Raw genomic sequence first — 20991 nt, 5'->3', positions numbered from 1 at the left:
TCGATTAATCAATTAGCTCACGAATCTTCGGCGTCAGGATTTTCTTCCGGCAGCGGATGGTCTGCATTGGCATCTTCATAGGCGCGGACATAGTCGACTTCCACTTGCTCCGGGAACTCTGTCGTTTCATCCGGATCGCCGCCGTACCAACCGCCGACAGCAAGGTTCAGAATCAGATGAAATTCTTCGTTGAACGGCGCAGGGTATTCGCCTGCCTCGGTGTACCATTCCGTTTTCATTGAATAGAGTTCATCGTTGACGTACCAGCGGATTTCACCCGGCTCCCATTCAATCGCATATTCGTTAAACTCTGTTGTCGATTGTCCATCAGGAAATTGATATTCTTCCTCAGAATATGTGTTGTCCGGATAAACATCCCCGTAGTGAATCGCGGCGCCGACGATACCGGTTTCGGAACCTCTGTTTTCCATTATGTCGATCTCGCCGGATGCGGCCCAACCGCCGTAAACGTCGTCTTGCGGCATCATCCAAAACGCCGGCCAGTAGCCTTGCCCTTCCGGAAGTTTCATCTTCGCCTCAAAGCGCCCGTAGGCTTGACTGAACGACTCATCGGTCAACACTTTTCCCGATGTATAGTCATATTCGCCGTGCTCATCGCTCGTTGTTTCTTCCCGCGCTTCCAGGATCAGACGGCCATCTTCGACACTGACATTATCTTTCTGGTAAGACTGGAGCTCCTCATTTCCCCAGCCGGGAATCCATTCATCGTCTTCATAAAATCCGTGCCCGGTATCGATTCGCCATTTCGACGTATCCAATTCATCACCGTCAAACTCGTCGTTCCAAGTCATCTGCCAATCTGTTTCTGAACCAGAAACTTCTGCATTATTACCATCGTCTTGATCTGCACAAAATGATGCGACCATTCCGGGAAGCGTTAACAAAAGTATTAACGATCCGCTCTTTAGTTTCATGCTAATACGCTCCTTCAAAAGAAAATCCCATTACGAAATCGGTTTCGTAAAAGTGCAAAAAATATCCGGCTCATTTAACTAATCCCGTAAATTCTCTTATGTAAATAGTGATATTTTGCTTCCGTTAACGAAAGCGATTTCGTAAAGAGTATCGTTTCAACAGTTGTAAGTCAATTGATTTTACAAAAATAAGATAATCGACCTCCATATGTCACGACAATATTCCTAAATACCTGATTATTTGCCATTACATTGTTGTTGTCTGGAAGCAGCTGTGATTGCGCCGGGTTGAATACAAATATTTCACCAGGTAAGATTGAGAAAACGCTTCTGTTTGGAGGAAATGTATGAAGGTTTTACTGACAGGCGCCGGGATGGTCGCCGGGATAGTTTTGCTTTTTTTCGGCTTGCAAACGTTTATGGTCATCTTTAATCAAGAAGAACAGCTGTTTATGGAACAAACCATTTCAGAAGAACGCGCTTTTTCAGTAAGCGAGGAGCGTGATGATTTAGAAGAACTGTCAATCGATGCAACCGACGGTGTGACGCTGCACGGCTGGCTCAGACATGCAGCGAATGATCAAGAAAAACAGCCGCTCGTAATATATTTCGGCGGCAACGCGGAAGAGCAGTCACAGGCGATCCCTACGTTTGATCATTTATCCGACTGGTCGGTTCTGTTTATGAATTACCGCGGCTACGGCTTAAGTGAAGGCGAACCCGGGCAGGACGAATTGTACAGCGATGCCAAGACACTCTTTGATACAATGAGCGAGCGTGATGATATCAATGAAGATAAGATTGTTTTAATGGGCCGCAGTATGGGAACCGCTCCGGCGGTGCATGCTTCTGATGTCCGCGATGCAAAAGGGACCATTCTCATTTCTCCCTATGACAGCCGGACACGTCTGCAAGAGCATCGGCATCCGTATTTACCGATATCATCGTTTATTCGCCATCCATTTGAATTAAGCGACAGAGCTTCCGATATCGAGTCTCCGCTCTTGACCGTCATTGGTACCGAAGACCGTGTCATTCCGCCGCAGCATTCCGAAACGACCGCTGAGCAGTGGGGCGGCCGAACAAATATCGTTCATCTCGAAGGTTACGGCCATAATAACTTGCAGCAAAACAATCGTTTTGTTTCAGCAATCGAAACCTTCCTGGAAGAACTTGACTAACCGCTGAACGGATGCTTCAAAAACATGAGTGATCCGTTTTTGCGGGATGAAAGGGGTACTTCAATAATGGCCGCCACTTGGATCGTTGGCAATGTGAGTATCGGCGCGGGAGCGATTATTGCTTTTTTCTATCTTTTGTTTAGTCTGTTTTGGGCTAACCCGCTTTTAACACCTTGGTATCCTGTGTTTATTCTGTCCATATTTATTGTCTTTAATATTGTTTTCATCCCGAAACACACTGTATTTCACTGGGGAAGATCGCTGTTACTTATGATCGGTTCTGCGTTTTTAACGTATGCGCTGCACTTGCTGGTACACGCCGGTTAATCCCGTTGTGAAAAGAAAAAGACTGTATAATAAAAAAAAGAGCTTGGAAATTTATCCCAAGCACTTTTAGCTGCTTTTTCTTAAACGTGTTCCGGCTGCTCATTGCGATGACGAAAGCCGGCGACAATCCGGTCAAGCATCGCCCGGTCCATCGCTAAACTATTAAGTTGCAAGCGGTCCAGTAAAGCTCTCGTGTTTTTCTCGGAAAAATCAATGGTACGGTTTAAATACGGTTCAAACACAGCCAACGGTTCGTTCATCTTTTGCTCTAACTTTGTCAGTTGCTCGGTTTGATCGAAAGAAACCCACTCTAATTCCTGAAAATCAAAACCGTCTCGTATCGCAGACATGATCATCCCGTTTGTCGGCGGATAAGGGTTTGTCACATTATAAACGGATCCATTTACACTCTTCGTTAACGCGCCGGTAACAATTTCTGCAACGTAGTCAACCGGAACGAGGTGCGTTTTTTCCTCGTCGCTGACGACAATTTTAAAAGAGTCAAGCTTTGAATTACGCTGCTTTTTTTGGACGTGACGTTTCATTAACTCAACCGCCCGCATCACACCGTAAAGGCCAAAAGTTGAATCCGCGTCGCCTGTTTCACTGTTTCCAACGATAATTGCCGGACGAAGAACAGCAACATGGAACTTTTCTTGATAAGACATGACATCGTGTTCGGCGTAACATTTACTTTCTTCATAAGCATTCACGAACTCTCTGTTTTCCGGCTGATAGAGCGCTTCGAATCCTTCTTTGCCTCTTCCGAGCGTATAAGCCGTGCTGACATGGAGAAACGTTGATATATCCAGTTTTTCAGCGAGCTTCAACAGTTCTTTCGTCCCTTGCCTGTTGATCTGAAATACCGTCTCTCTTTCATTATCATCAAATGATAAATAAGCTGCCGAGTGAATGACGCTGTCAATCTTTCCGGTTAATTCGTTGATTCGCTTATCAGTTAAACCGCCTGACGGCTTCAGCAAATCGCCGTAAACGAAATGAACAGCTTTTTTTGTGTTAAGAGACAGGGTATCGAGCCAATCTTTCGCTTTCGTTTCATTACGGATTAACGCATAAATTTCATAACCCTTCTCAGCTAAACGATTGGTGATTATCGTACCGAGAAAACCGGTCGCTCCGGTTAAAAGTACATTCATGATGAAAACTCCTTTTATAAAACACATATATATGTGACATGACAATATTTTTAAATACTGTATTGCATATTCTACTAAATCATCAAGCTGATGTGTAGTCTCCTGCTCATATTCACACATTCTTTAATAAGATTGTCCGTTTAAACAGACCGGTCAACGTGAATGATAAACAATGAACAGAGAGAAATGAGGAGGGACTACATTGTCTAAAGAAACATTAAAACAAAAGTTTTTTGCCCACAGAGATGTAACCAATGAACTTGCTTCTATGATCAATCAAGACCGCTATTCATTTAAGCCGGCGGAAACGTCGATGGACTCCGAGACATTGATCAAGCATATGATGAAAAGCGCAAATATTTTCATTGCATTTGCCGCGGGAAAACAGCCGCTTGATTTAGGCGAAAAAGAACAGGCGGTAAATTTGGCCGAATACGCCCAAACATATACGGATGAAACGATCGCGCTTTTTGATGAATTAACGGAAGACGGCTTGGATGAACTGATCGACATGACAGAAATTTTCGGTGCGAAAATGCCCGCTCATCAAGTGATTGAGTTAGCGATCGATCACGAAATCCATCACAAAGGGAATTTGTTTGTCTATCTGCGGATGATGGGGTACGATGAGTTGCCGTTGTACGTCCGCACGTAAATGATCAGAAGCTCCTTTGCTGTTAGGCAAAGGAGCTTCTAGTGCTTTTTATTTGAACTGGGCTGTTTCTGTCGAACCGGAGAGCGCCAATGTCGAGGAAGCCCCGCCGGCAATGACTTGCGAAACTTCATCAAAATAACCTGTTCCGACTTCCCGTTGGTGTCGCGTCGCAGAATATCCGTCTTTTTCTGAGGAGAATTCCGCTTGCTGCAGGCGGGAATAAGCAGCCATTCCGTCTTCTTTATACTCATTAGCTAATGTGAACATGCTGTGATTCAACGCATGGAAGCCGGCAAGGGTGACGAATTGGAAAGTATACCCCATCTCGCCGAGCTCTTCTTGAAAACGGGCGATCGTGTCTTCATCCAGTTTTTTCGCCCAATTGAACGAAGGTGAACAATTGTAGGCAAGTTTTTTGCCGGGAAATTCAGCATGGATGGCCTCAGCAAATTTCTGCGCTTCATCAAGATTCGGTTCGCTCGTTTCGCACCATATCAAATCCGCATACGGTGCGTAAGCCAACCCGCGGTTAATCGCCTGATCAATCCCGCTGTTTGTGCGGTAAAACCCTTCCTCTGTCCGTTCACCGGTTAAAAACGGCTGATCGTAAGGGTCGATATCGCTCGTAATTAAATCGGCCGCATTCGCATCAGTACGGGCAACGATAACCGTTGACACGTTGCTGACATCTGCCGCGAGTCTCGCTGAAATTAAATTTTTAATCGCGACTTGTGTCGGCAATAGCACTTTCCCGCCCAAGTGACCGCACTTTTTCTCCGAAGAGAGCTGATCTTCCAAATGAACTCCGGCAGCCCCGGCCTCAATCATCGCTTTTGTCATTTCATAAACGTTTAACGGTCCGCCGAATCCGGCTTCCATATCGGCAACGATCGGTGCAAAATAATCAATCTCGTCATTTCCTTCAACATGCTGGATTTGGTCGGCGCGCTGAAACGTTTGGTTAATGCTTTTAACGACATTCGGCACGCTGTTAGCCGGATACAGGCTTTGATCGGGATACATTTGTCCGGCGAGATTGTTGTCTGCCGCAACTTGCCAGCCGCTTAAGTAAATGGCATTCAACCCCGCCTTGACTTGCTGCAAAGCCTGGTTCCCGGTCAACGCCCCGAGCGCCCGGATAAACGGCTTGTTTTCCATATCTGACCATAGTTTTTCCGCACCGCGGCGGGCCAATGTATGCTCGATCATCACCGATCCGCGTAATTTTTCGACATCCGCTCGGCTGTATGGGCGTTCAACTAAGCTGTATCTCTCGGAATCCCACTGGTCAATCACATCGGTTCGCTCATTCGTTCTCATTGAATCATCTCCCCTTTTTTGGATTTATTGGCGATATATTCTTTATATTCGCGGCGCCGCCGATGCAAAATCGGTTCTGTGTACCCGTTTGGCTGTTCTTTCGCAGTAAAAACCAGTTCGAGCGCGGCTTGAAAAGCGGTCGATGTTTCCGGCTGAACCGACATCGGTTCATAAGCAGGATCGCCTTCATTTTGACGGTCCACAACAGCGGCCATCTCATGCATAACCCGCATCACCTGCTCTTTTGTACATACGCCGTGATGGAGCCAATTCATCATATGCTGACTTGATATGCGAAGCGTCGCTCTGTCTTCCATTAAGTGCACGTTATTGATATCCGGCACTTTTGAACAGCCGACACCTTGTTCAACCCAGCGGACAACGTAACCCAAAATCCCTTGCGCATTATTTTTTAATTCCTCTTCAACTTCTTCAGCCGTAAAATGGCGTTGGCTCAGCGGAATCTCGAGCATCTTATCCGCCGGATTTTCACTTGTTTGTTGCAACCTTTTTTGCACAGCAGGCGTATCGACAGCATGATAATGCAGCGCATGAAGCACAGCAGCAGTCGGAGACGGCACCCAGGCTGTGTTTGCGCCGGCTTCGAGCTGCGATCCTTTCTCGCTCATCATTCGGGCCATTTCTTCCGGCATCGCCCACATTCCCTTGCCGATTTGTCCGCTCTCATGCAAGTTAAGCTGCAAGCCGTGATAAACGTTCGCGCGTTCGTAAGCATCGAGCCAAACCGACGATTTCATTTCCCCTTTTCTAATCATCGGACCGGATGCCATAACCGAATGAATATCATCGCCTGTGCGGTCAAGAAAACCGGTGTTGATGAAAAATATCCGTTCTTTCACCTCATTAATCACATTATGCAAATTTAATGATGTCCGCCGTTCTTCATCCATGACACCGACTTTAATCGAATGTTCAGGAATGCCTGTCAGCTTTTCTGTCTCTGTCATCAGCTCATTTGTAAAAGCTGCTTCTGCTGAACCGTGCATTTTCGGTTTAACAATATAAACGGAGCCGGTTTTCGAATTCCCGTATACACCGCGCTCAGACAGATCAATGTGACCGGTCAATCCAGAAATCACTGCGTCAATTAAACCTTCAAATGCTTCTTCTCCGTTCGGTAAATAAACTAAATCTGTCGTCATTAAATGACCGACATTTCTCACAAGCATTAACGAACGTCCCGGAAGGGAAAGGTTTCCTTCTCCGCCAAACGGTGATTGATACGTCCGATCAGGATTTAACGCGCGCTTCGTTTCTTTGCCATTTTTGTAAAACCCCGCTGTCAGCGTCCCGTCAATCAATTGCAGCCAGTGCCGGTAAACTTCCGTTTTGTCTTCCGGGTCAACTGCCGCAACCGAATCTTCAAAGTCCATAATCGTCGTCGTCGCTGCTTCTGTTGCAATATCTTTTAACCCAGCCGGATCGTCTTCGCCGATGCGATCGCTCCGATCGATTTGCAGTTCAATATGCAGCCCGTTGTTTTTAAGTAAAATGGCTGAAGGTTCATTCATTTCACCTTGAAATCCTTGAAACTGATCACGGTTTTTCAGCTGCACGGTTTCATGAGCTGTTTCACTGTAAAGCGTTTCGTTTGCAACATAATACCGTCGAACGTTGTGGTGACTGCCGGAAGCGAGCGGAAACCTCTCATCTAAAAACGTTTTGCTGTAAGCGATCACTTTTTCACCTCTGACAGGGTTATACCCGTCTGCTTTGCGCTCAGCTCCCCCTTCTTCATTCAAAACATCTGTTCCGTACAATGAATCGTACAAACTTCCCCACCTGGCATTTGCTGCATTGACAGCATACCGGGCGTTATTGACCGGTACGACGAGCTGCGGACCGGCTTGTGTGTTGACTTCCGGATCGAGGTTCTTCGTTTCTACAGTGAAACGCTCTGTCAGAGGTTCGATATATCCGATTTCTTCCAGCCAATCTTGATACGCTTGTTTATCCTTCCCTCCCTTTTCCGGTCTGTGATACTCATCCAAACGGTTTTGAAAGTCACTTCGCATTTTGAGCAGCGATTTGTTCCGTTCATGGAAGGAGGTTAAGAGTTTTTCAAATCCGCTCCAAAAGAGTTCTTTGTCAAGCTTCGTTTTCGGAAGTAATTCTTCTTCAAGAAATGCTGCGAATACATCCGCAATTTGCATGTTGCCCCGCCGGCTGTAACTCTTCACATAATCCCTCCTTTAATTTAAAACCAACTGTTATAATACAGTTAGATTATATGTTTTTTATTATATAACAAATGAACAGATTTTCAAGCTATTTTTTATAAATAGGTCTTATTTCTTACAAAAATCCCCTCACCTGTTAAAAGGTGAGGGGGGGGTACTGACTAATTTTAAGTTTTACGGCAAGACGGTGCTTCCCATCAAATAACGGTCGCATTCGCGTGCAACACCGCGGCCTTCATTAATTGCCCAAACAACAAGGCTTTGTCCGCGTCGCATGTCGCCGGCAGAAAAGACCCCGTCGACATTCGTGCGATAATCTTCATGCTCCGCTTTCACCGTCGACCAATCGGTTGTTTCAACACCAAACTGTTCGATCAAGCTTTGTTCCGGTCCGCTGAAACCGATCGCTAAAAAGACGAGTTCAGCCGGCCAAACCTGTTCTGTGCCGGGAATTTCTTTACGAATCCGCCTTCCGTCTTTTTCTTTTTTCGATTCGACTTCTACCGTATGAACTTCTTTTAAATTCCCGTCATCGTCACCGACAAAGCGGGTTGTCATCACGCCGTAAGCGCGGGGGTCTTTGCCGAAAACAGCTGCTGCCTCTTTATGACCGTACTCATCACGGTGCACGATCGGCCACTGCGGCCATGGGTTCGCTTCAACATCCCGCTCATCACCGCGTTTTCGGTAAATATCAAACTGCGTTAAGTTCTTGCAGCCGTGGCGCATAGACGTTGCAATACAATCGGTACCGGTGTCGCCGCCGCCGATGACAACAACATTTTTCCCTTCGGCCGAGATGTATTCGCCGTCTTCATAATCTGAATCAAGCAGACTTTTCGTATTGCTGTGCAGAAAATCCATTGCATAATGTACACCGTTCAAGTGACTTCCTTCTGCAGGAATATCACGGTGCTGCGTGGCTCCGGTACAAAGGATCACCGCATCGTTGTCTTCTTTGAGCTTATCTGCTGTAATATCTTCGCCGATTTTTGTATTCGTCACAAATGTGATGCCTTCGTCTTTTAACAGCTGAATGCGCCGTTCAACGATATAATAAGGCAATTTCGCCTCGGGAATGCCGTACGTGAGCAGGCCGCCCGGGCGGTCATCCCGCTCATAAACAGTGACATTATGACCGGCTTTATTCAACTGGTCGGCCGCAGCCATTCCAGCCGGGCCGGAGCCGACAACGGCAACATGTTTTCCGGTCCGTTGTTTCGGCGGCTTCGGCTGGACCCAGCCCTCAGCAAAGCCTTTATCGATAATAGACCGTTCAACCGTGCGAATCGCCACCGGCGGTTCGTTAATCCCTAAAACACATGCGCCTTCACAAGGAGCCGGGCACGTATAGCCGGTAAATTCCGGAAAGTTATTCATTTCATGCTCTTTTTTCAGCGCCTCGCGCCATTGTCCGCGATAAACAAGATCGTTCCATTCGGGAATGAGGTGGTAAACGGGACACCCGGATGTCCCGTTTTCAATTTCCATTCCTGTATGACAAGTCGGTACGCCGCAATCCATGCAGCGCGCTCCTTGTTCTTGTACTTCCTCTTCTGTAAGCGGGATCGTATAATCATCCCAGTCTTTGATTCGTTCACCAGGGTCACGTGTATGTTGTGACTGCCGTTTATATTCCATAAATCCTGTCACTTTGCCCATCGGTTATCGATCCCTCCTTTGTATCACTTAAGCAGTGCCGCTTTTTGTTTCTTGCTTTCTTCAAAAGCAGTCATTTGCGCATCGTACGACTCAATTCCTTCTTCGAGAAGTTCTTGAATACGGTTTTGAATTGCCAAATAATCTTTTGGCACGACACGGACGAACTTCGCCACGAGCGCATCCCAATTTTTTAAGACGTACTTCCCTTTGTCGCTGTAAGTGTGCTCAACATGACGTTTGATCATGTCATAAATCATCGCCGTTTCTTCTTCGCTTTCCAGCGGTTCCAGCGTGACTAAACCTTGATTGCATTTATCAGCAAACGGCTCCGGACTTTCGTCAAGAACGTACGCAATCCCGCCTGACATTCCGGCTGCAAAGTTTCTGCCCGTCTCGCCGAGAACAACAACCTTTCCGCCGGTCATATATTCACACGCATGGTCGCCGACACCTTCTGTAATTACTTTCGCTCCGCTGTTGCGCACACAGAAGCGTTCGCCGGCTTTTCCGTTAATGTAGGCTTCACCGGAAGTCGCCCCGTAAAAACATACATTTCCGGCAATAATATTTTCTTCCGGCACAAACGTCCGCTGTCTTGAAGCGCGTACAATGATTTTCCCGCCGGAAAGCCCTTTTCCGACATAATCGTTCGCGTCTCCGACCAATTTAAGCGTCATTCCGTTCGGAATAAAAGCACCGAAGCTTTGACCGGCCGAACCTTTAAAGCTCAGTCGAATCGTGTCTTCAGGAAGACCTTCCAAGCCGTAACGTTTAGAAATTTCGCTCCCGAGAATCGTTCCGGTAACGCGGTTAATATTTCGAATCGCAAACGTTCCTTTCACCGGCACTTTATGCTCTAACGCATCTTCGCAAAACGGAATTAATTCTTCCATATCAAGCGAAGTATCAATACCGTGATCTTGTTCGCGTGTTTTATGGCGCGGCATGTGAGCAGGAACCTCAGGTTTGTAGAGCAAACTGCTCAAATCGAGTGAATTCCCTTTCCAGTGTTGAACCTCTTCATTTACTTCAAGCAAATCTGTTCGGCCGATCATATCGTCCATATTCCGGAAACCGAGCTCTGCCATCAATTCACGCACTTCTTGTGCGACAAAGAGCATAAAGTTTTCGACATGATCAGCCGTACCCATGAACTTTGCACGAAGCTCCGGATTTTGCGTTGCCACACCGACCGGACATGTATCTAAATGGCAAACGCGCATCATTACACAGCCGAGAATAACGAGCGGCGCCGTTGAAAATCCGAATTCTTCAGCTCCCAGCAAGGAGGCGACGACAACGTCGCGTCCGCTCATCATCTTTCCGTCTGTTTCAACGGTTATTCGGTCGCGCAGTCCGTTTAACAATAATGTTTGATGTGTTTCGCTTAAACCGATTTCCCACGGCAAACCGGCATGCTTCAAACTCGTCCGCGGTGCAGCGCCTGTTCCGCCGTCGTAACCGGAAATTAACACCAGATCAGCCCGGCCTTTTGCCACACCGGCAGCAATTGTACCGACACCGGCAGCTGACACGAGTTTCACGCTGACCCGTGCACTCGGGTTGGCATTTTTTAAATTGTGTATCAGCTCAGCCAAATCTTCAATCGAATAAATGTCATGGTGCGGAGGCGGTGAAATTAATTCAACACCTGGCGTTGAGCCGCGAACTTCCGCGATCCACGGATAGACTTTATTACCCGGCAAATGACCGCCCTCACCCGGTTTCGCGCCTTGTGCAATTTTAATTTGAATTTCATCAGCGTTCACAAGGTAATGACTTTTCACGCCAAAGCGCCCGGAAGCAACTTGCTTGATTGAACTGCGGCGGGAATCGCCGTTTTCGTCTTCAGTGAAACGGTCGATATCTTCGCCGCCTTCCCCGGAGTTGCTTTGACCGCCGATCCGGTTCATGGCAATCGCTAAAGCTTCGTGTGCTTCTTGACTGATTGCTCCGTATGACATCGCCCCGGTTTTAAACCGTTTAACAATCGTCTCAACCGATTCAACTTCGTCAATCGGAACCGATTGCGCCTTCTTCATTTTCAGCAGGCCTCGTACAGACTGCAGGTTATTTTCTTCATTTGTCAAAAGTTCCGAATACTCTTTAAACAGCTCATAATCATTTAAGCGGCAAGCGTGCTGCAGTTTATGAATTGTCTGCGGATTGTACTGGTGATCTTCGCCAAATTGCCGGTATTGATACTCATCACCGGGAGCAAGCGTCTTGTCTTTGCCGCGGCTTTCCTGAAAGGCTGCCGTATGACGTATACGGGTCTCTTCTTCGATGAGGTCAAGTCCGATTCCGCCGATTCTTGTAGATGTCCGCGTGAAGTACTTGTTAATCACGTCGCTGTTAATACCGATCGCTTCAAAAATTTGTGCGCCGCGATAACTTTGGATTGTCGAAATCCCCATTTTTGAAAGGACTTTCATAATTCCGTCTGTTACGGACTTAATATATTTTTGCACAGCATCGTTATGGTGCATTTTGACCAGTTCTTTACGCTCAAGCAAATCTTTCAACGAATCGAATACGAGATACGGATTGATCCCTTCTGCACCGTAGCCGATTAGGGTAGAGAAATGATGAACTTCCCTCGCTTCCCCGGTTTCTAATAAAATGCTTACACCTGTGCGGGTGCCTTGCCGGATCAGATGGTGGTGCAAACCTGAAACAGCAAGAAGCGCCGGGATCGAAGCATGCGACTCATCAATGCCGCGGTCAGACAAAATTAAAAATGTGTTCCCTTCCTCAATCGCTTGATCTGCCCGGTCAAACAGCTCTTCTAACGCCTGTTCGAGTTCACCGGATTCTTTCGTTACATCAAACAAAGTAAGCAGCGTCTTCGCTCGGAAGCTTCGTTCATTAACGTGCCGGACCGCCTCCAAATCTTCGTTTGATAAAATCGGCGTATTTAAACGAATGTGCTCGCAGTTTTCCGCTTTCGGATCTGCGAGATTTCCTTCCGCACCGATTGTCGTCGACACTTGCGTAATCAATTCTTCACGAATAGCATCGATCGGCGGGTTTGTAACTTGCGCAAACAGTTGCTTGAAATAATTGTAAAGCAGCTGCGGCTGTTTTGAGAGCACGGCAATCGGCGAATCATACCCCATTGAGCCGACAGGATCCTTGCCTCCTTGAACGAGCGGTTTGATAATTTTTTCAAATTCTTCGTTCGTGTAACCGTGAGCCAGCTGCTGTTCGGCCAGCTTTTCTTTCTCAAACGGACGCTGAACCGGATAGCCTTTTGGCAGCTGATTGATGTTTTTCATGTGTTCATCAATCCACTCGCGATAAGGATGAGCTTCGGCAATCTCCTGCTTAATCTCTTCATCAGGAATAATCCGTCCCTCTTCTAAATCAACGAGCAGCATTTTCCCCGGCTCGAGCCGGTCTTTATAAGCAATGTCTTCAGAAAATACATCTAAAGCACCGACTTCTGAACCGAGAAAGATCATATCATCTTTTGTAACGTAGTAGCGTGCCGGACGGAGACCGTTGCGGTCCAGACAGGCGCCAATTTGCTTGCCGTTTGTGAAGGCAATCGCTGCCGGTCCGTCCCAAGGTTCCATTAATGTGCTGTGATACTCATAAAAATCGCGTTTTTTCGGATCGATTGTTTCATCGTTAGCCCACGGCTCCGGGATCATCATCATCGCTGTATGCGCAAGCGAACGTCCGGACAGGGTCAAAAATTCAAATGCATTGTCAAACATCGATGAATCACTGCCGTTCGTATCCACAATCGGCAGGATTTTCTCTAAGTCTTCCGGCGGAAAAGCTTCGGATGCTGCCGCTTTTTCCCGTGCCATCATCCAATTAATATTTCCTTTAATGGTGTTAAACTCACCGTTATGAATCGTATATCTGTTCGGGTGCGAACGTTTCCAGCTTGGAAATGTATTCGTGCTGAAACGTGAGTGAACAAATGCAAATGAAGTGACAAAATCCGGGTGATTCAAATCAATGTAAAACGAATCCAGCTGTTCAGGAATTAACATACCTTTGTAAACAATCGTGCGGGTAGACAGACTGCAAATATAGAAATTCTCACAATCTTTGTCATGCATCGTTGCTTGTTCGGTCCGTTTTCGAATCACATACAGTTTGCGTTCAAACGCATCTTGGTCTGATTTTAACTCCTCAGACGGTGTGATAACAATTTGACGGATGAACGGCTTAGATTTCTTCGCTTCGCGGCCGACAAATGAGTCATTCACAGGCACTGTGCGCCACCCGAGTATTCGTTGACCTTCTTCGCGAACGATCCGCTCTAAAATCGCGCGTGTTTTCTTGCGCGCTTTGTGATCATGCGGGAAGAAGATCATACCGATCCCGTACTGCCCCTCATCAGGAAGCGCTACGTCTTCCTTGTGAAATTGTTTTAAAAAGAAGTGGTGCGGAATTTGAGTCATCATTCCGGCGCCGTCCCCAGTGCTTGTATCAGCAGATTGACCTCCGCGGTGCTCCAGGTTGCATAGTGTTGTAATAGCATTTTGGACAATATCGTGTGATTTGCGACCGTCAATATGAGCGATCATGCCGATTCCGCAAGCTTCATGTTCATTTTGCGGGTCATACAGTCCTTGCGGTTCCGGAAAATCAAAATAAGTCATGAGTACGCTCCTCCTCAACTGAAATTTTCTTTTTCTGTCAGTTCAATCAACACTTGACGAGACCATGGAAGAGTAAATTGCACTCCCTTCCATGGCCCCGCTGATTGTTTAGCCTATATAAATAGGAAAACTGCAGAATTAAAAAGATTTTGATAATTGTAACACGTTTATCTCAAAGTTTCTAATAGAGAAACGTGAAATTTTTTCACAAATTTTTTTATTTAACGGGACAAGAAAAGACCGGAGCGGGACAAAATCCCGAATACTCCGGTCTGCAAGCTTATTCTCACGTTTATTTTTCATCTTCACTTTTTGAAAAATCCAATGTCGTCAATCATCAACTTCCCTGGTCCGTCTGTAAAACGCAGCTCGATCCGGTCAAGCTCTGACAGATCGACCTCTTCTTCTTGCGAAAAAGCGCCGAGCGGCCATTCATAAAGACCAAAAACCGGTTCAATTGCCTCTGCATACTTGTCCTCGCGCATGTAATCATCGAAAGCCGGGATGCGGGTATATTGCGTATGAATCGATGCAGCGATTTGATCAAAAGGTTCAAGCGCAGCAGACTTTTTTTCGCCGTTATTCATAACTAAGACGGCTTCAACTTGCGGAACATGATTAAAATTAAATTCTTCCTTTTCATCGTTGAGCTTGCGGTCAAGATTGGCCATCGACAAAGCGAATGTTTCGTATTCACCTGCCAGGATGTCTTCTGCATTGTCATCTGGCAATTCAAACGATAATAACCCGTCAGCTTGGAATTGAACGACCGCGCCTTCTGTTCGTTTGCGGTTTCCTGAACGGTTGACAGCCTGGCGGACATCGTACAGATCAAACCCGTCAGCTTCAAGCGATACGCCGCCCGCAAAGGAAAAATCATTTTCGGCTTGATTAAAGTCGACGAGTCTTTGATAAGCGCCGTCTTCCATACGGGTAACATACTTTGTATCCGGGAGCCAATCTGCACCATAGCGCGGATCCCTAAACAATCGATCGAACCGGCGCTCATCAGTCAGTGTAGAGCGCAGAAAAGCAGAAATATAAACTTTAGCTGCCTCTTGCTGTTCATCCGGTTCCAACAGTTGCTCTCGGTTTAAAAGCAGTCCGCCGGGAAGACGCATATCCATCCGGCCCCAATCCGTGTTGAATTGGCTATGGTTTGCCTCCGCAATATATACCCCTGCTCTTTTATGCTCGCTCCCCGGTTCTATATTAACTCGGCCGTACTGTCTGTCACCGTGAAAGTTATGGACATCGCCGTCAAGCGCACCGTGAATCGATAAATAACTCGTATCAAAAAGTTCAGGCCGTTGATCATCGACTTGTGTGTCCGTCGGAGCAAGGGAAACAATGCTTTTAAGATCGATATCGTTCATCACTTCCGCCGCCGGCTCATCAGCAAACCAGCGCTCGTAATCTCCCACCATAGCCGCTGCCTGTCCCCCGCGGGAATGACCTATCAGCGCCGTGCTCTCAAGGTCAGTCCGTTCAAAAAACGGATTGCCCGGTTCGCTTGACATTCCGGCAATCTCGTTTAAATGATGAAGCAGAAACCATGCCCTGAGCCAATAATCATCATCGGGAATACCCGACCATCCGGAATAATTCAAGAAATTTTGGTCAACAGAAACCGCGATAAATCCTTGACTAGCAAGCATTTCACCGAGGTACTCATACCCGCCTTCTGAAAAATTTTCCATACGATGATTGCCATGCACCATTAAAACGAGCGGATGCTTTTCTGCCTCTTCTGTATCAGGCATCCAAACTTCACCGTTAAGCGGCAGTTCCGTTTCATCAAATCCCCAAAACTTTGTCCGCCGATCTTCCCAATCATCAATGTATGCCGAAGCGTTGACCGTGTTTGTTACAATACCGACACTGTCAGCAAACCGCTCCCGGTGCCGGTCTTCGCCATTCCCGTAAGTGAAATGGTCGACCTTGTACACGCCGTCCGCCGCCGGTGAAAGTTCATCAATCGGCTTAACAGCCCCCATATGGTCGAAAGAAGACCCCGGATCCTCATGTTCGATCGAAGGCGAATAAAATAAAAACAAACTTATCATCGCAGCCGGAATCGCCGCGCCTGCTGTTTTTGTTCCTGCATTTAACGTTGGCGTTTTAAGCAGCGCGGCCAACAACCCGAGCGCAAATGCGGCATTTGTGTATATTCCGCTGAAGAATGCTGCGAACGGCTCATAAATATTTGCCTCTTCAAGCATCCAGTAACAGAGTGCGAACGTGTAAAAGAGCGCCCCGACAGTCAGTCGCGGCACCGGAATAAACAGCAAGGATAACATGATCCCGACAAGCGATACGGATGCAATAAATAAAACGCTGTGCAGCGTAATGTAAACAAAAATGTCAATAAAAATGCCATACCCTGTCGGATTGCCGGCACCGCCAATAGCCACAGCAAACATCCCGGCGGCCCAAATCCCGCCGAGCAAAGCTGTTTTCTCAACATCAAAAGAGCCGGTTTGCTTCACCCGGCTGATCACTTGTTTTAATAACGGAGATAAATATAACTTCAAAACTCGTGTCACCATCTGCTTAGTCCTCTCATCGATTCTTATTGGGTTCAGTATATCAAATTTGGTAAATAACGAGCCATCGTATTTTTATCCATACTGATAAAAGTACTTCCCCTCAGTTAATACAAAAAAACATGCAACAATGAATTATCAACGCTCAGACGCCGAGCTGGTAATCACACAACAAAAAATGACTAAACCAAAATCACTATTTTTTTGATAAAACTTTGCTTATGCTGAAAAACTCATTTATCATGACAGTAATTTCATTTTTTTGTCACATTTTCAATGTTTGGAGGAACATAACATGACAACTCCTGCAATTATATGGCAAGACCGTTCAACAATCTGCCCGGATCGGATTAAACAAAAAATTGAAGATCGGATTAACACTCAGCACAGCTCTTATAGCAAATGGTACATTTTCCTTGTCGATGAACTATCCGAAACCGTCAATCAAGAAATCACTTCGCTGGCTAAAAACGAAAAAGAGAATGCCGCCTGTCTTGTATTGTTTCGCACCAAACCGGGGGAAGACACACTGCATCTATTGCACCTGCCGATAAACGGACTTGTTTCCCTCCACACGGCTGCCTCACAAACAGAATTAGTCATTGCTGATATTGCTGCTTACGGCTGCTTTATCGAAGGAAACCTCCATTACTTAATCTGCAATTATCTTGATAAAAATCATTGGTCGAAAAAACGGATCCGACACTTAAAGCTGGACCGTCATAAACCGTACTCAATACTAACACACGTCGAGCATGAAATTTTACAGTCTATTCTCGAAGGAAAATCGAATACAGACATTGCCAACAAATTTCATTTTGCGCAATCGACTGTTTCTGTTAAGATTAACAAGGTTTTGCAAAAGATAAACGCCTTTGACCGGACAGAGGCTGTACGAAAGGCGATACAGTTCGGCTGGGTTCACAGCGTTCGCTAAAATGAAATGAACGATTAAGTAAAGAAACAGGTGATGGAATTGACGAACGATGAACGATTGCTTGCGATGCTGATCTATCTGATCAGTTTTTTCACTGCTTTTATCGGCCCCTTGATTATTTGGCTGATCAAGAAAAACGATTCGGATTTTATCGATTTTCACGGCAGACAATACTTAAACTTATTTATATCTTCGACGATTTATTTTGTTATCAGTGCAATCTTGGCGATTATCGTTATCGGTTTATTTCTTTCGGCGATTGTCGGCTTATGGGTGTTTATTATCACCATCGTCGCAGCTGTGAAAGCTTTCAGCGGCGAGTATTACCGAATCCCGTTTACAATTAAATTTCTGTGACCCGCAGAAAACAGCCGGCCGACAGTTCTTCGGCCGGCTGTTTTCATTTTCGACTAACTGTGTGATTCGATTTCGGCACTGCACCATCTCCAGCACCCTTTACCGTCATTTTTGGCTGCGTACATCGCACTGTCTACGTTTTTCATTAATACATCGAAATCCACCCCGTGATCCGGTGAACAAACAATCCCGGCGCTCGCGCTTAAATAAAACGAATGTTCTCTTAAATAATACGGTTCTTCCAATTTTTCGATTAAATCTTTCGCTGTTTGTTCAAGCATATTGGTAAAGTCTGTATCGGATGCTCTATTTTGAAATAACACCGCAAATTCATCTCCGCCCATCCGGGCGATTTCTCCGGTACGTTGAACAACGTCTGCCATCCGCTCTGAAGCTTCCTTTAATAAGTCATCACCGGCATGATGGCCGGCGGTATCGTTAACTTTTTTGAACCGATCGAGATCCAAATAAATGATGCCGATTTGTTTGTCCTCCGTTTGTGACAGCGAGAGACTTTCTTGCACCCGTTCTTCAAAATGAACACGATTTGCAAGACCTGTCAGCTGGTCATAGTATGCTAACTTTTCGATTCGTTTCTCTTTATTCATTAGCACTGTCACATCATGCTGACGGCAGATCACAAACGATAACTCATCATCGTCCGTAAAAATCGGCGTCATTGAAATTTCATATGTCAGCAGTTGATCATTCATTTGATCATGCCTGTTGGTAAGAAATTGAACAGCCTGACCGGCTTTCAGCATATGATTCCATTCACTTTCGAATTTTTTCTTTTCGCCGTCTTTTTGAATAAGAGTCTTAAAATGCTGCGAGCGTAAATCTTCCTCTTTCATGCCTGTACTTTCGGCAAACTTTGAATTTACCGATAACAAATATCCGGCTGGCGACATCGTAAATATCAAATCCGCAGTGTTTTCAATCAGCGCTGAATAATGTTCTTGACTTATCCGCGCCTGTTCTCTGTTTGTCGCAGCGATTTCTTCTTGCACCGTCAGCTTTTCACCCGTCCGTCTCACTTCCGACCTCGCCTGATTCAATTCATTCACTTTACGGACTAAAAACTGATTCACCCTGTATTGCGAGACGATGATTAAACCGACAAAAAACAGAAGTGCGACAATTCTTGTTGCAAAGGTATTTAACGAATGCGTATACGTATCGAGAGAAAAAGCCGGCGTCAGCACTTCATACACCCACAGCAAATAAATCGCCGTATAAGCAACAAACGCACCGGCAATCAATACAACCGTTTCTTTTTTTGACAGTAAAAGCATCGCGGTATACGCAGAGCCGATGTAAAAAAGTACGGCAGGACCGAGCATCCCGTAGAAAAAACTGCTTAAAAGCCCGACAAATAAAATCAAAAGAATTACCGCATAAGCCCGGAACCGAAAAGAAAAGCGGGAAGCAAACAAATAAATAAATAGCACACCTGTGTATAAAGGAGCGATCCAATATGTTATTGACACTTGTGCAAGTTTTAATTCATTCAAAAAATTAACAAACATAAATAAGAGACCGACAAGCAAAACGGATAAATATATTTTTTTAAGAATATCTTCAGTCAATTCATTCATCGACTGTTTAATTTTCGTATTTTCAATCATCATCTCACCGCCTGCATTCTGTCTTTAAGTTCACGCTGTTTATATTACTTACCCGCTTTTCAAGTAATTTAGTCTTAGTATTATAGAACTCTCCTCCTCTTTTTAAACCGTTTTTAGGCTGAAAGGTTTACTGCCAATCGCAAATCTATCATACAATTGTCGAAAATTGCATAACTGCATGATACGACAAGAAAAGCGCCCTGTCTGATCTATCATCAGCAGGACGCTTTTTTTAACTTCTTGCTCTGTAAGCTTCGGGGATATATACACAGGCCGGTTCACTCTCCAAATAATTGCCTGTTAACGCGTAGGCCCGCGACCGCGAGCCGCCGCAAACGTAGCGGTATTCGCACACGCCGCATTTCCCTTTATAATTTGACGGGTCTCTTAAGGCTTGAAACAGCGGTGAATGGCGGTACACTTCTGCTAATCCGTCATCGCGCACATTACCGCCTTTAACCGGAAGCAGTCCGCTCGGATAAATGTCGCCTGTATGAGAAATAAATACAAAGCCGTTGCCGTCATTTACACCTTTCGGAGCGCGTCCGAGGCCATCGACAGCACCGATCATCCCGGTTTTTAAGGTGTCTTGATAATCAATCGGTTTTTCCGACGCATCCGCGCGCTTTTTTTGCTGAATCACAACACGGCGGTAATGCTGAGCGGCCGTTGTTTTAATATCATACTCCGCCGTTTTTGAATGATTGAAAAGCCAATGAAGGACGCGTTCATGTTCCGCCGGGCTGATCATATGCTTTTCTTCGCCCCTGCCGGTAGGGACGAGAAAAAACACACTCCACAGTACGCATTTTAATTCGGAAACAAGCGCAGCCATCCGCTCCAATTCATTCACATTAAACGAGGAAATGACGGTGTTGATTTGCACCGGCATATTTAATTCATGGAGTGTCCGAATCGCATCAACAGTCAGTTTAAAAGAACCTGCAGTGCCGCGAAAATAGTCGTGTATTTGTTCGTCAGGTCCATCAATGCTGAAAGCCCAACGAGATAAACCTGCGCTCTGCCCTTTTATCATCGCTTCTTTCGTCACATTCGGTGTCGCTGAAGGCGTCATCGATACTCGAATGCCTCTTGAAACGGCATAGGAGGCCAATTCAAATACGTCACCTCGCATAAGCGGGTCGCCGCCGGAAAATACAAGCATCGGCCGGTCCATCGTTTCAATTTCATCAATCAGCTTTTTACCTTCCGTAAAAGAAAGTTCATTCGGGTGGCGGCGGTATTGTGCTTCCGCCCGGCAGTGCAAGCACTGCAATTCACAGGCTCTCGTGAGCTCCCAAATAACAATAAACGGATTTTGATCATAATCCTTCTTGATCATTTTTTACACACCCTTGTCTTTTCGATCATTGATTTTGTTTCGATTCTACATGTATTTGCCGAAAACAGGCGGTGATGCAAGTCACAGCGGAAGGACAAAAATTGTCGCCGAGATGTAACAT

Annotated in this window: 14 protein-coding genes; 5 read left to right on the top strand and 9 right to left on the bottom strand. The window is 45.9% G+C overall.

The genetic code is table 11. The features are described from left to right. Positions 1 to 17: 17 nt before the first annotated feature. The gene (locus EDD67_RS06100) at positions 18 to 935 is read right to left on the bottom strand and encodes a glycoside hydrolase family 16 protein (RefSeq protein WP_121439782.1); all 918 of its coding nucleotides are present in this window, start codon (positions 933 to 935) and stop codon (positions 18 to 20) included. A 347-nt stretch (positions 936 to 1282) separates the two neighbouring features. On the opposite strand from EDD67_RS06100, the gene EDD67_RS06095 reads away from it, so the two are divergent. Together EDD67_RS06095 and EDD67_RS06090 are read left to right on the top strand one after the other, a co-directional pair. Next, positions 1283 to 2116 carry an alpha/beta hydrolase gene (locus EDD67_RS06095; protein ID WP_121439783.1) on the top strand — a complete coding sequence of 278 codons (834 nt, stop codon included), beginning with the start codon at positions 1283 to 1285 and terminating at the stop codon, positions 2114 to 2116. Between the two features lie 66 nt (positions 2117 to 2182). Continuing rightward, entirely contained in the window at positions 2183 to 2443 is a 261-nt protein-coding gene (locus EDD67_RS06090; protein ID WP_121439784.1) for a hypothetical protein, read from the top strand. An 80-nt stretch (positions 2444 to 2523) separates the two neighbouring features. On the opposite strand, the gene EDD67_RS06085 is transcribed toward EDD67_RS06090, so the two are convergent. After that, positions 2524 to 3600 (bottom strand): SDR family oxidoreductase, encoded by a 1077-nt coding sequence (locus tag EDD67_RS06085; protein ID WP_158638208.1) that lies wholly within the window; start codon positions 3598 to 3600, stop codon positions 2524 to 2526. 202 nt (positions 3601 to 3802) lie between these two features. Here EDD67_RS06085 and EDD67_RS06080 point away from each other — a divergent pair, with 202 nt between their 5' ends. Further along, on the top strand, positions 3803 to 4255 hold the full coding sequence (locus EDD67_RS06080; RefSeq protein WP_121439786.1) for a DinB family protein: 453 nt from the start codon (positions 3803 to 3805) through the stop codon (positions 4253 to 4255). Positions 4256 to 4303: 48 nt separating this feature from the next. Here EDD67_RS06080 and aceA read toward each other — a convergent pair whose 3' ends face one another. The 5 genes from aceA to EDD67_RS06055 form a co-directional block, all read right to left on the bottom strand. Then, positions 4304 to 5575: an isocitrate lyase gene (gene aceA / locus EDD67_RS06075; RefSeq protein WP_121439787.1), complete on the bottom strand. Its 1272-nt coding sequence runs from the start codon at positions 5573 to 5575 to the stop codon at positions 4304 to 4306. Continuing rightward, positions 5572 to 7776 carry a malate synthase G gene (locus tag EDD67_RS06070; RefSeq protein WP_121439788.1) on the bottom strand — a complete coding sequence of 735 codons (2205 nt, stop codon included), beginning with the start codon at positions 7774 to 7776 and terminating at the stop codon, positions 5572 to 5574. Before EDD67_RS06070 ends, aceA begins: the two co-directional genes overlap by 4 nt. Positions 7777 to 7950: 174 nt before the next feature. Further along, positions 7951 to 9438 (bottom strand): glutamate synthase subunit beta, encoded by a 1488-nt coding sequence (locus EDD67_RS06065; RefSeq protein ID WP_121439789.1) that lies wholly within the window; start codon positions 9436 to 9438, stop codon positions 7951 to 7953. 23 nt (positions 9439 to 9461) lie between these two features. Further along, positions 9462 to 14060 (bottom strand): glutamate synthase large subunit, encoded by a 4599-nt coding sequence (gene gltB, locus EDD67_RS06060; RefSeq protein ID WP_121439790.1) that lies wholly within the window; start codon positions 14058 to 14060, stop codon positions 9462 to 9464. A gap of 305 nt (positions 14061 to 14365) precedes the next feature. After that, positions 14366 to 16609: an alpha/beta hydrolase gene (locus EDD67_RS06055; RefSeq protein ID WP_121439791.1), complete on the bottom strand. Its 2244-nt coding sequence runs from the start codon at positions 16607 to 16609 to the stop codon at positions 14366 to 14368. 292 nt (positions 16610 to 16901) lie between these two features. On the opposite strand from EDD67_RS06055, the gene EDD67_RS06050 reads away from it, so the two are divergent. Further along, positions 16902 to 17543 carry a helix-turn-helix domain-containing protein gene (locus EDD67_RS06050; protein ID WP_121439792.1) on the top strand — a complete coding sequence of 214 codons (642 nt, stop codon included), beginning with the start codon at positions 16902 to 16904 and terminating at the stop codon, positions 17541 to 17543. 33 nt (positions 17544 to 17576) lie between these two features. Next, positions 17577 to 17900 carry a DUF4870 domain-containing protein gene (locus EDD67_RS06045; protein ID WP_093074559.1) on the top strand — a complete coding sequence of 108 codons (324 nt, stop codon included), beginning with the start codon at positions 17577 to 17579 and terminating at the stop codon, positions 17898 to 17900. A 53-nt stretch (positions 17901 to 17953) separates the two neighbouring features. On the opposite strand, the gene EDD67_RS06040 is transcribed toward EDD67_RS06045, so the two are convergent. Together EDD67_RS06040 and EDD67_RS06035 are read right to left on the bottom strand one after the other, a co-directional pair. Then, positions 17954 to 19528, bottom strand: coding sequence for a diguanylate cyclase domain-containing protein (locus EDD67_RS06040; protein ID WP_158638209.1), 1575 nt, complete (start codon positions 19526 to 19528; stop codon positions 17954 to 17956). Between the two features lie 232 nt (positions 19529 to 19760). After that, positions 19761 to 20870, bottom strand: coding sequence for a TIGR04053 family radical SAM/SPASM domain-containing protein (locus EDD67_RS06035; RefSeq protein WP_121439794.1), 1110 nt, complete (start codon positions 20868 to 20870; stop codon positions 19761 to 19763). Between the last annotated feature and the right edge of the window lie 121 nt (positions 20871 to 20991).

It is taken from the genome of Salisediminibacterium halotolerans (assembly GCF_003814815.1).
GTDB classification, from domain to species: Bacteria; Bacillota; Bacilli; order Bacillales; family Salisediminibacteriaceae; genus Salisediminibacterium; species Salisediminibacterium halotolerans.
The sequence above is the reverse complement of the archived record's forward strand: the minus strand, read 5'-3'. Positions and strand labels throughout refer to the sequence as shown.

Coding starts and splice junctions, on each gene's coding strand:
- EDD67_RS06100 (WP_121439782.1), bottom strand. CDS start 935: ATGAAACTAAAGAGCGGATCGTTAATACTTTTGTTAACGCTTCCCGGA.
- EDD67_RS06095 (WP_121439783.1), top strand. CDS start 1,283: ATGAAGGTTTTACTGACAGGCGCCGGGATGGTCGCCGGGATAGTTTTG.
- EDD67_RS06090 (WP_121439784.1), top strand. CDS start 2,183: ATGGCCGCCACTTGGATCGTTGGCAATGTGAGTATCGGCGCGGGAGCG.
- EDD67_RS06085 (WP_158638208.1), bottom strand. CDS start 3,600: ATGAATGTACTTTTAACCGGAGCGACCGGTTTTCTCGGTACGATAATC.
- aceA (WP_121439787.1), bottom strand. CDS start 5,575: ATGAGAACGAATGAGCGAACCGATGTGATTGACCAGTGGGATTCCGAG.
- EDD67_RS06065 (WP_121439789.1), bottom strand. CDS start 9,438: ATGGGCAAAGTGACAGGATTTATGGAATATAAACGGCAGTCACAACAT.
- gltB (WP_121439790.1), bottom strand. CDS start 14,060: ATGACTTATTTTGATTTTCCGGAACCGCAAGGACTGTATGACCCGCAA.
- EDD67_RS06055 (WP_121439791.1), bottom strand. CDS start 16,609: ATGGTGACACGAGTTTTGAAGTTATATTTATCTCCGTTATTAAAACAA.
- EDD67_RS06050 (WP_121439792.1), top strand. CDS start 16,902: ATGACAACTCCTGCAATTATATGGCAAGACCGTTCAACAATCTGCCCG.
- EDD67_RS06045 (WP_093074559.1), top strand. CDS start 17,577: ATGGAATTGACGAACGATGAACGATTGCTTGCGATGCTGATCTATCTG.
- EDD67_RS06040 (WP_158638209.1), bottom strand. CDS start 19,528: ATGATTGAAAATACGAAAATTAAACAGTCGATGAATGAATTGACTGAA.
- EDD67_RS06035 (WP_121439794.1), bottom strand. CDS start 20,870: ATGATCAAGAAGGATTATGATCAAAATCCGTTTATTGTTATTTGGGAG.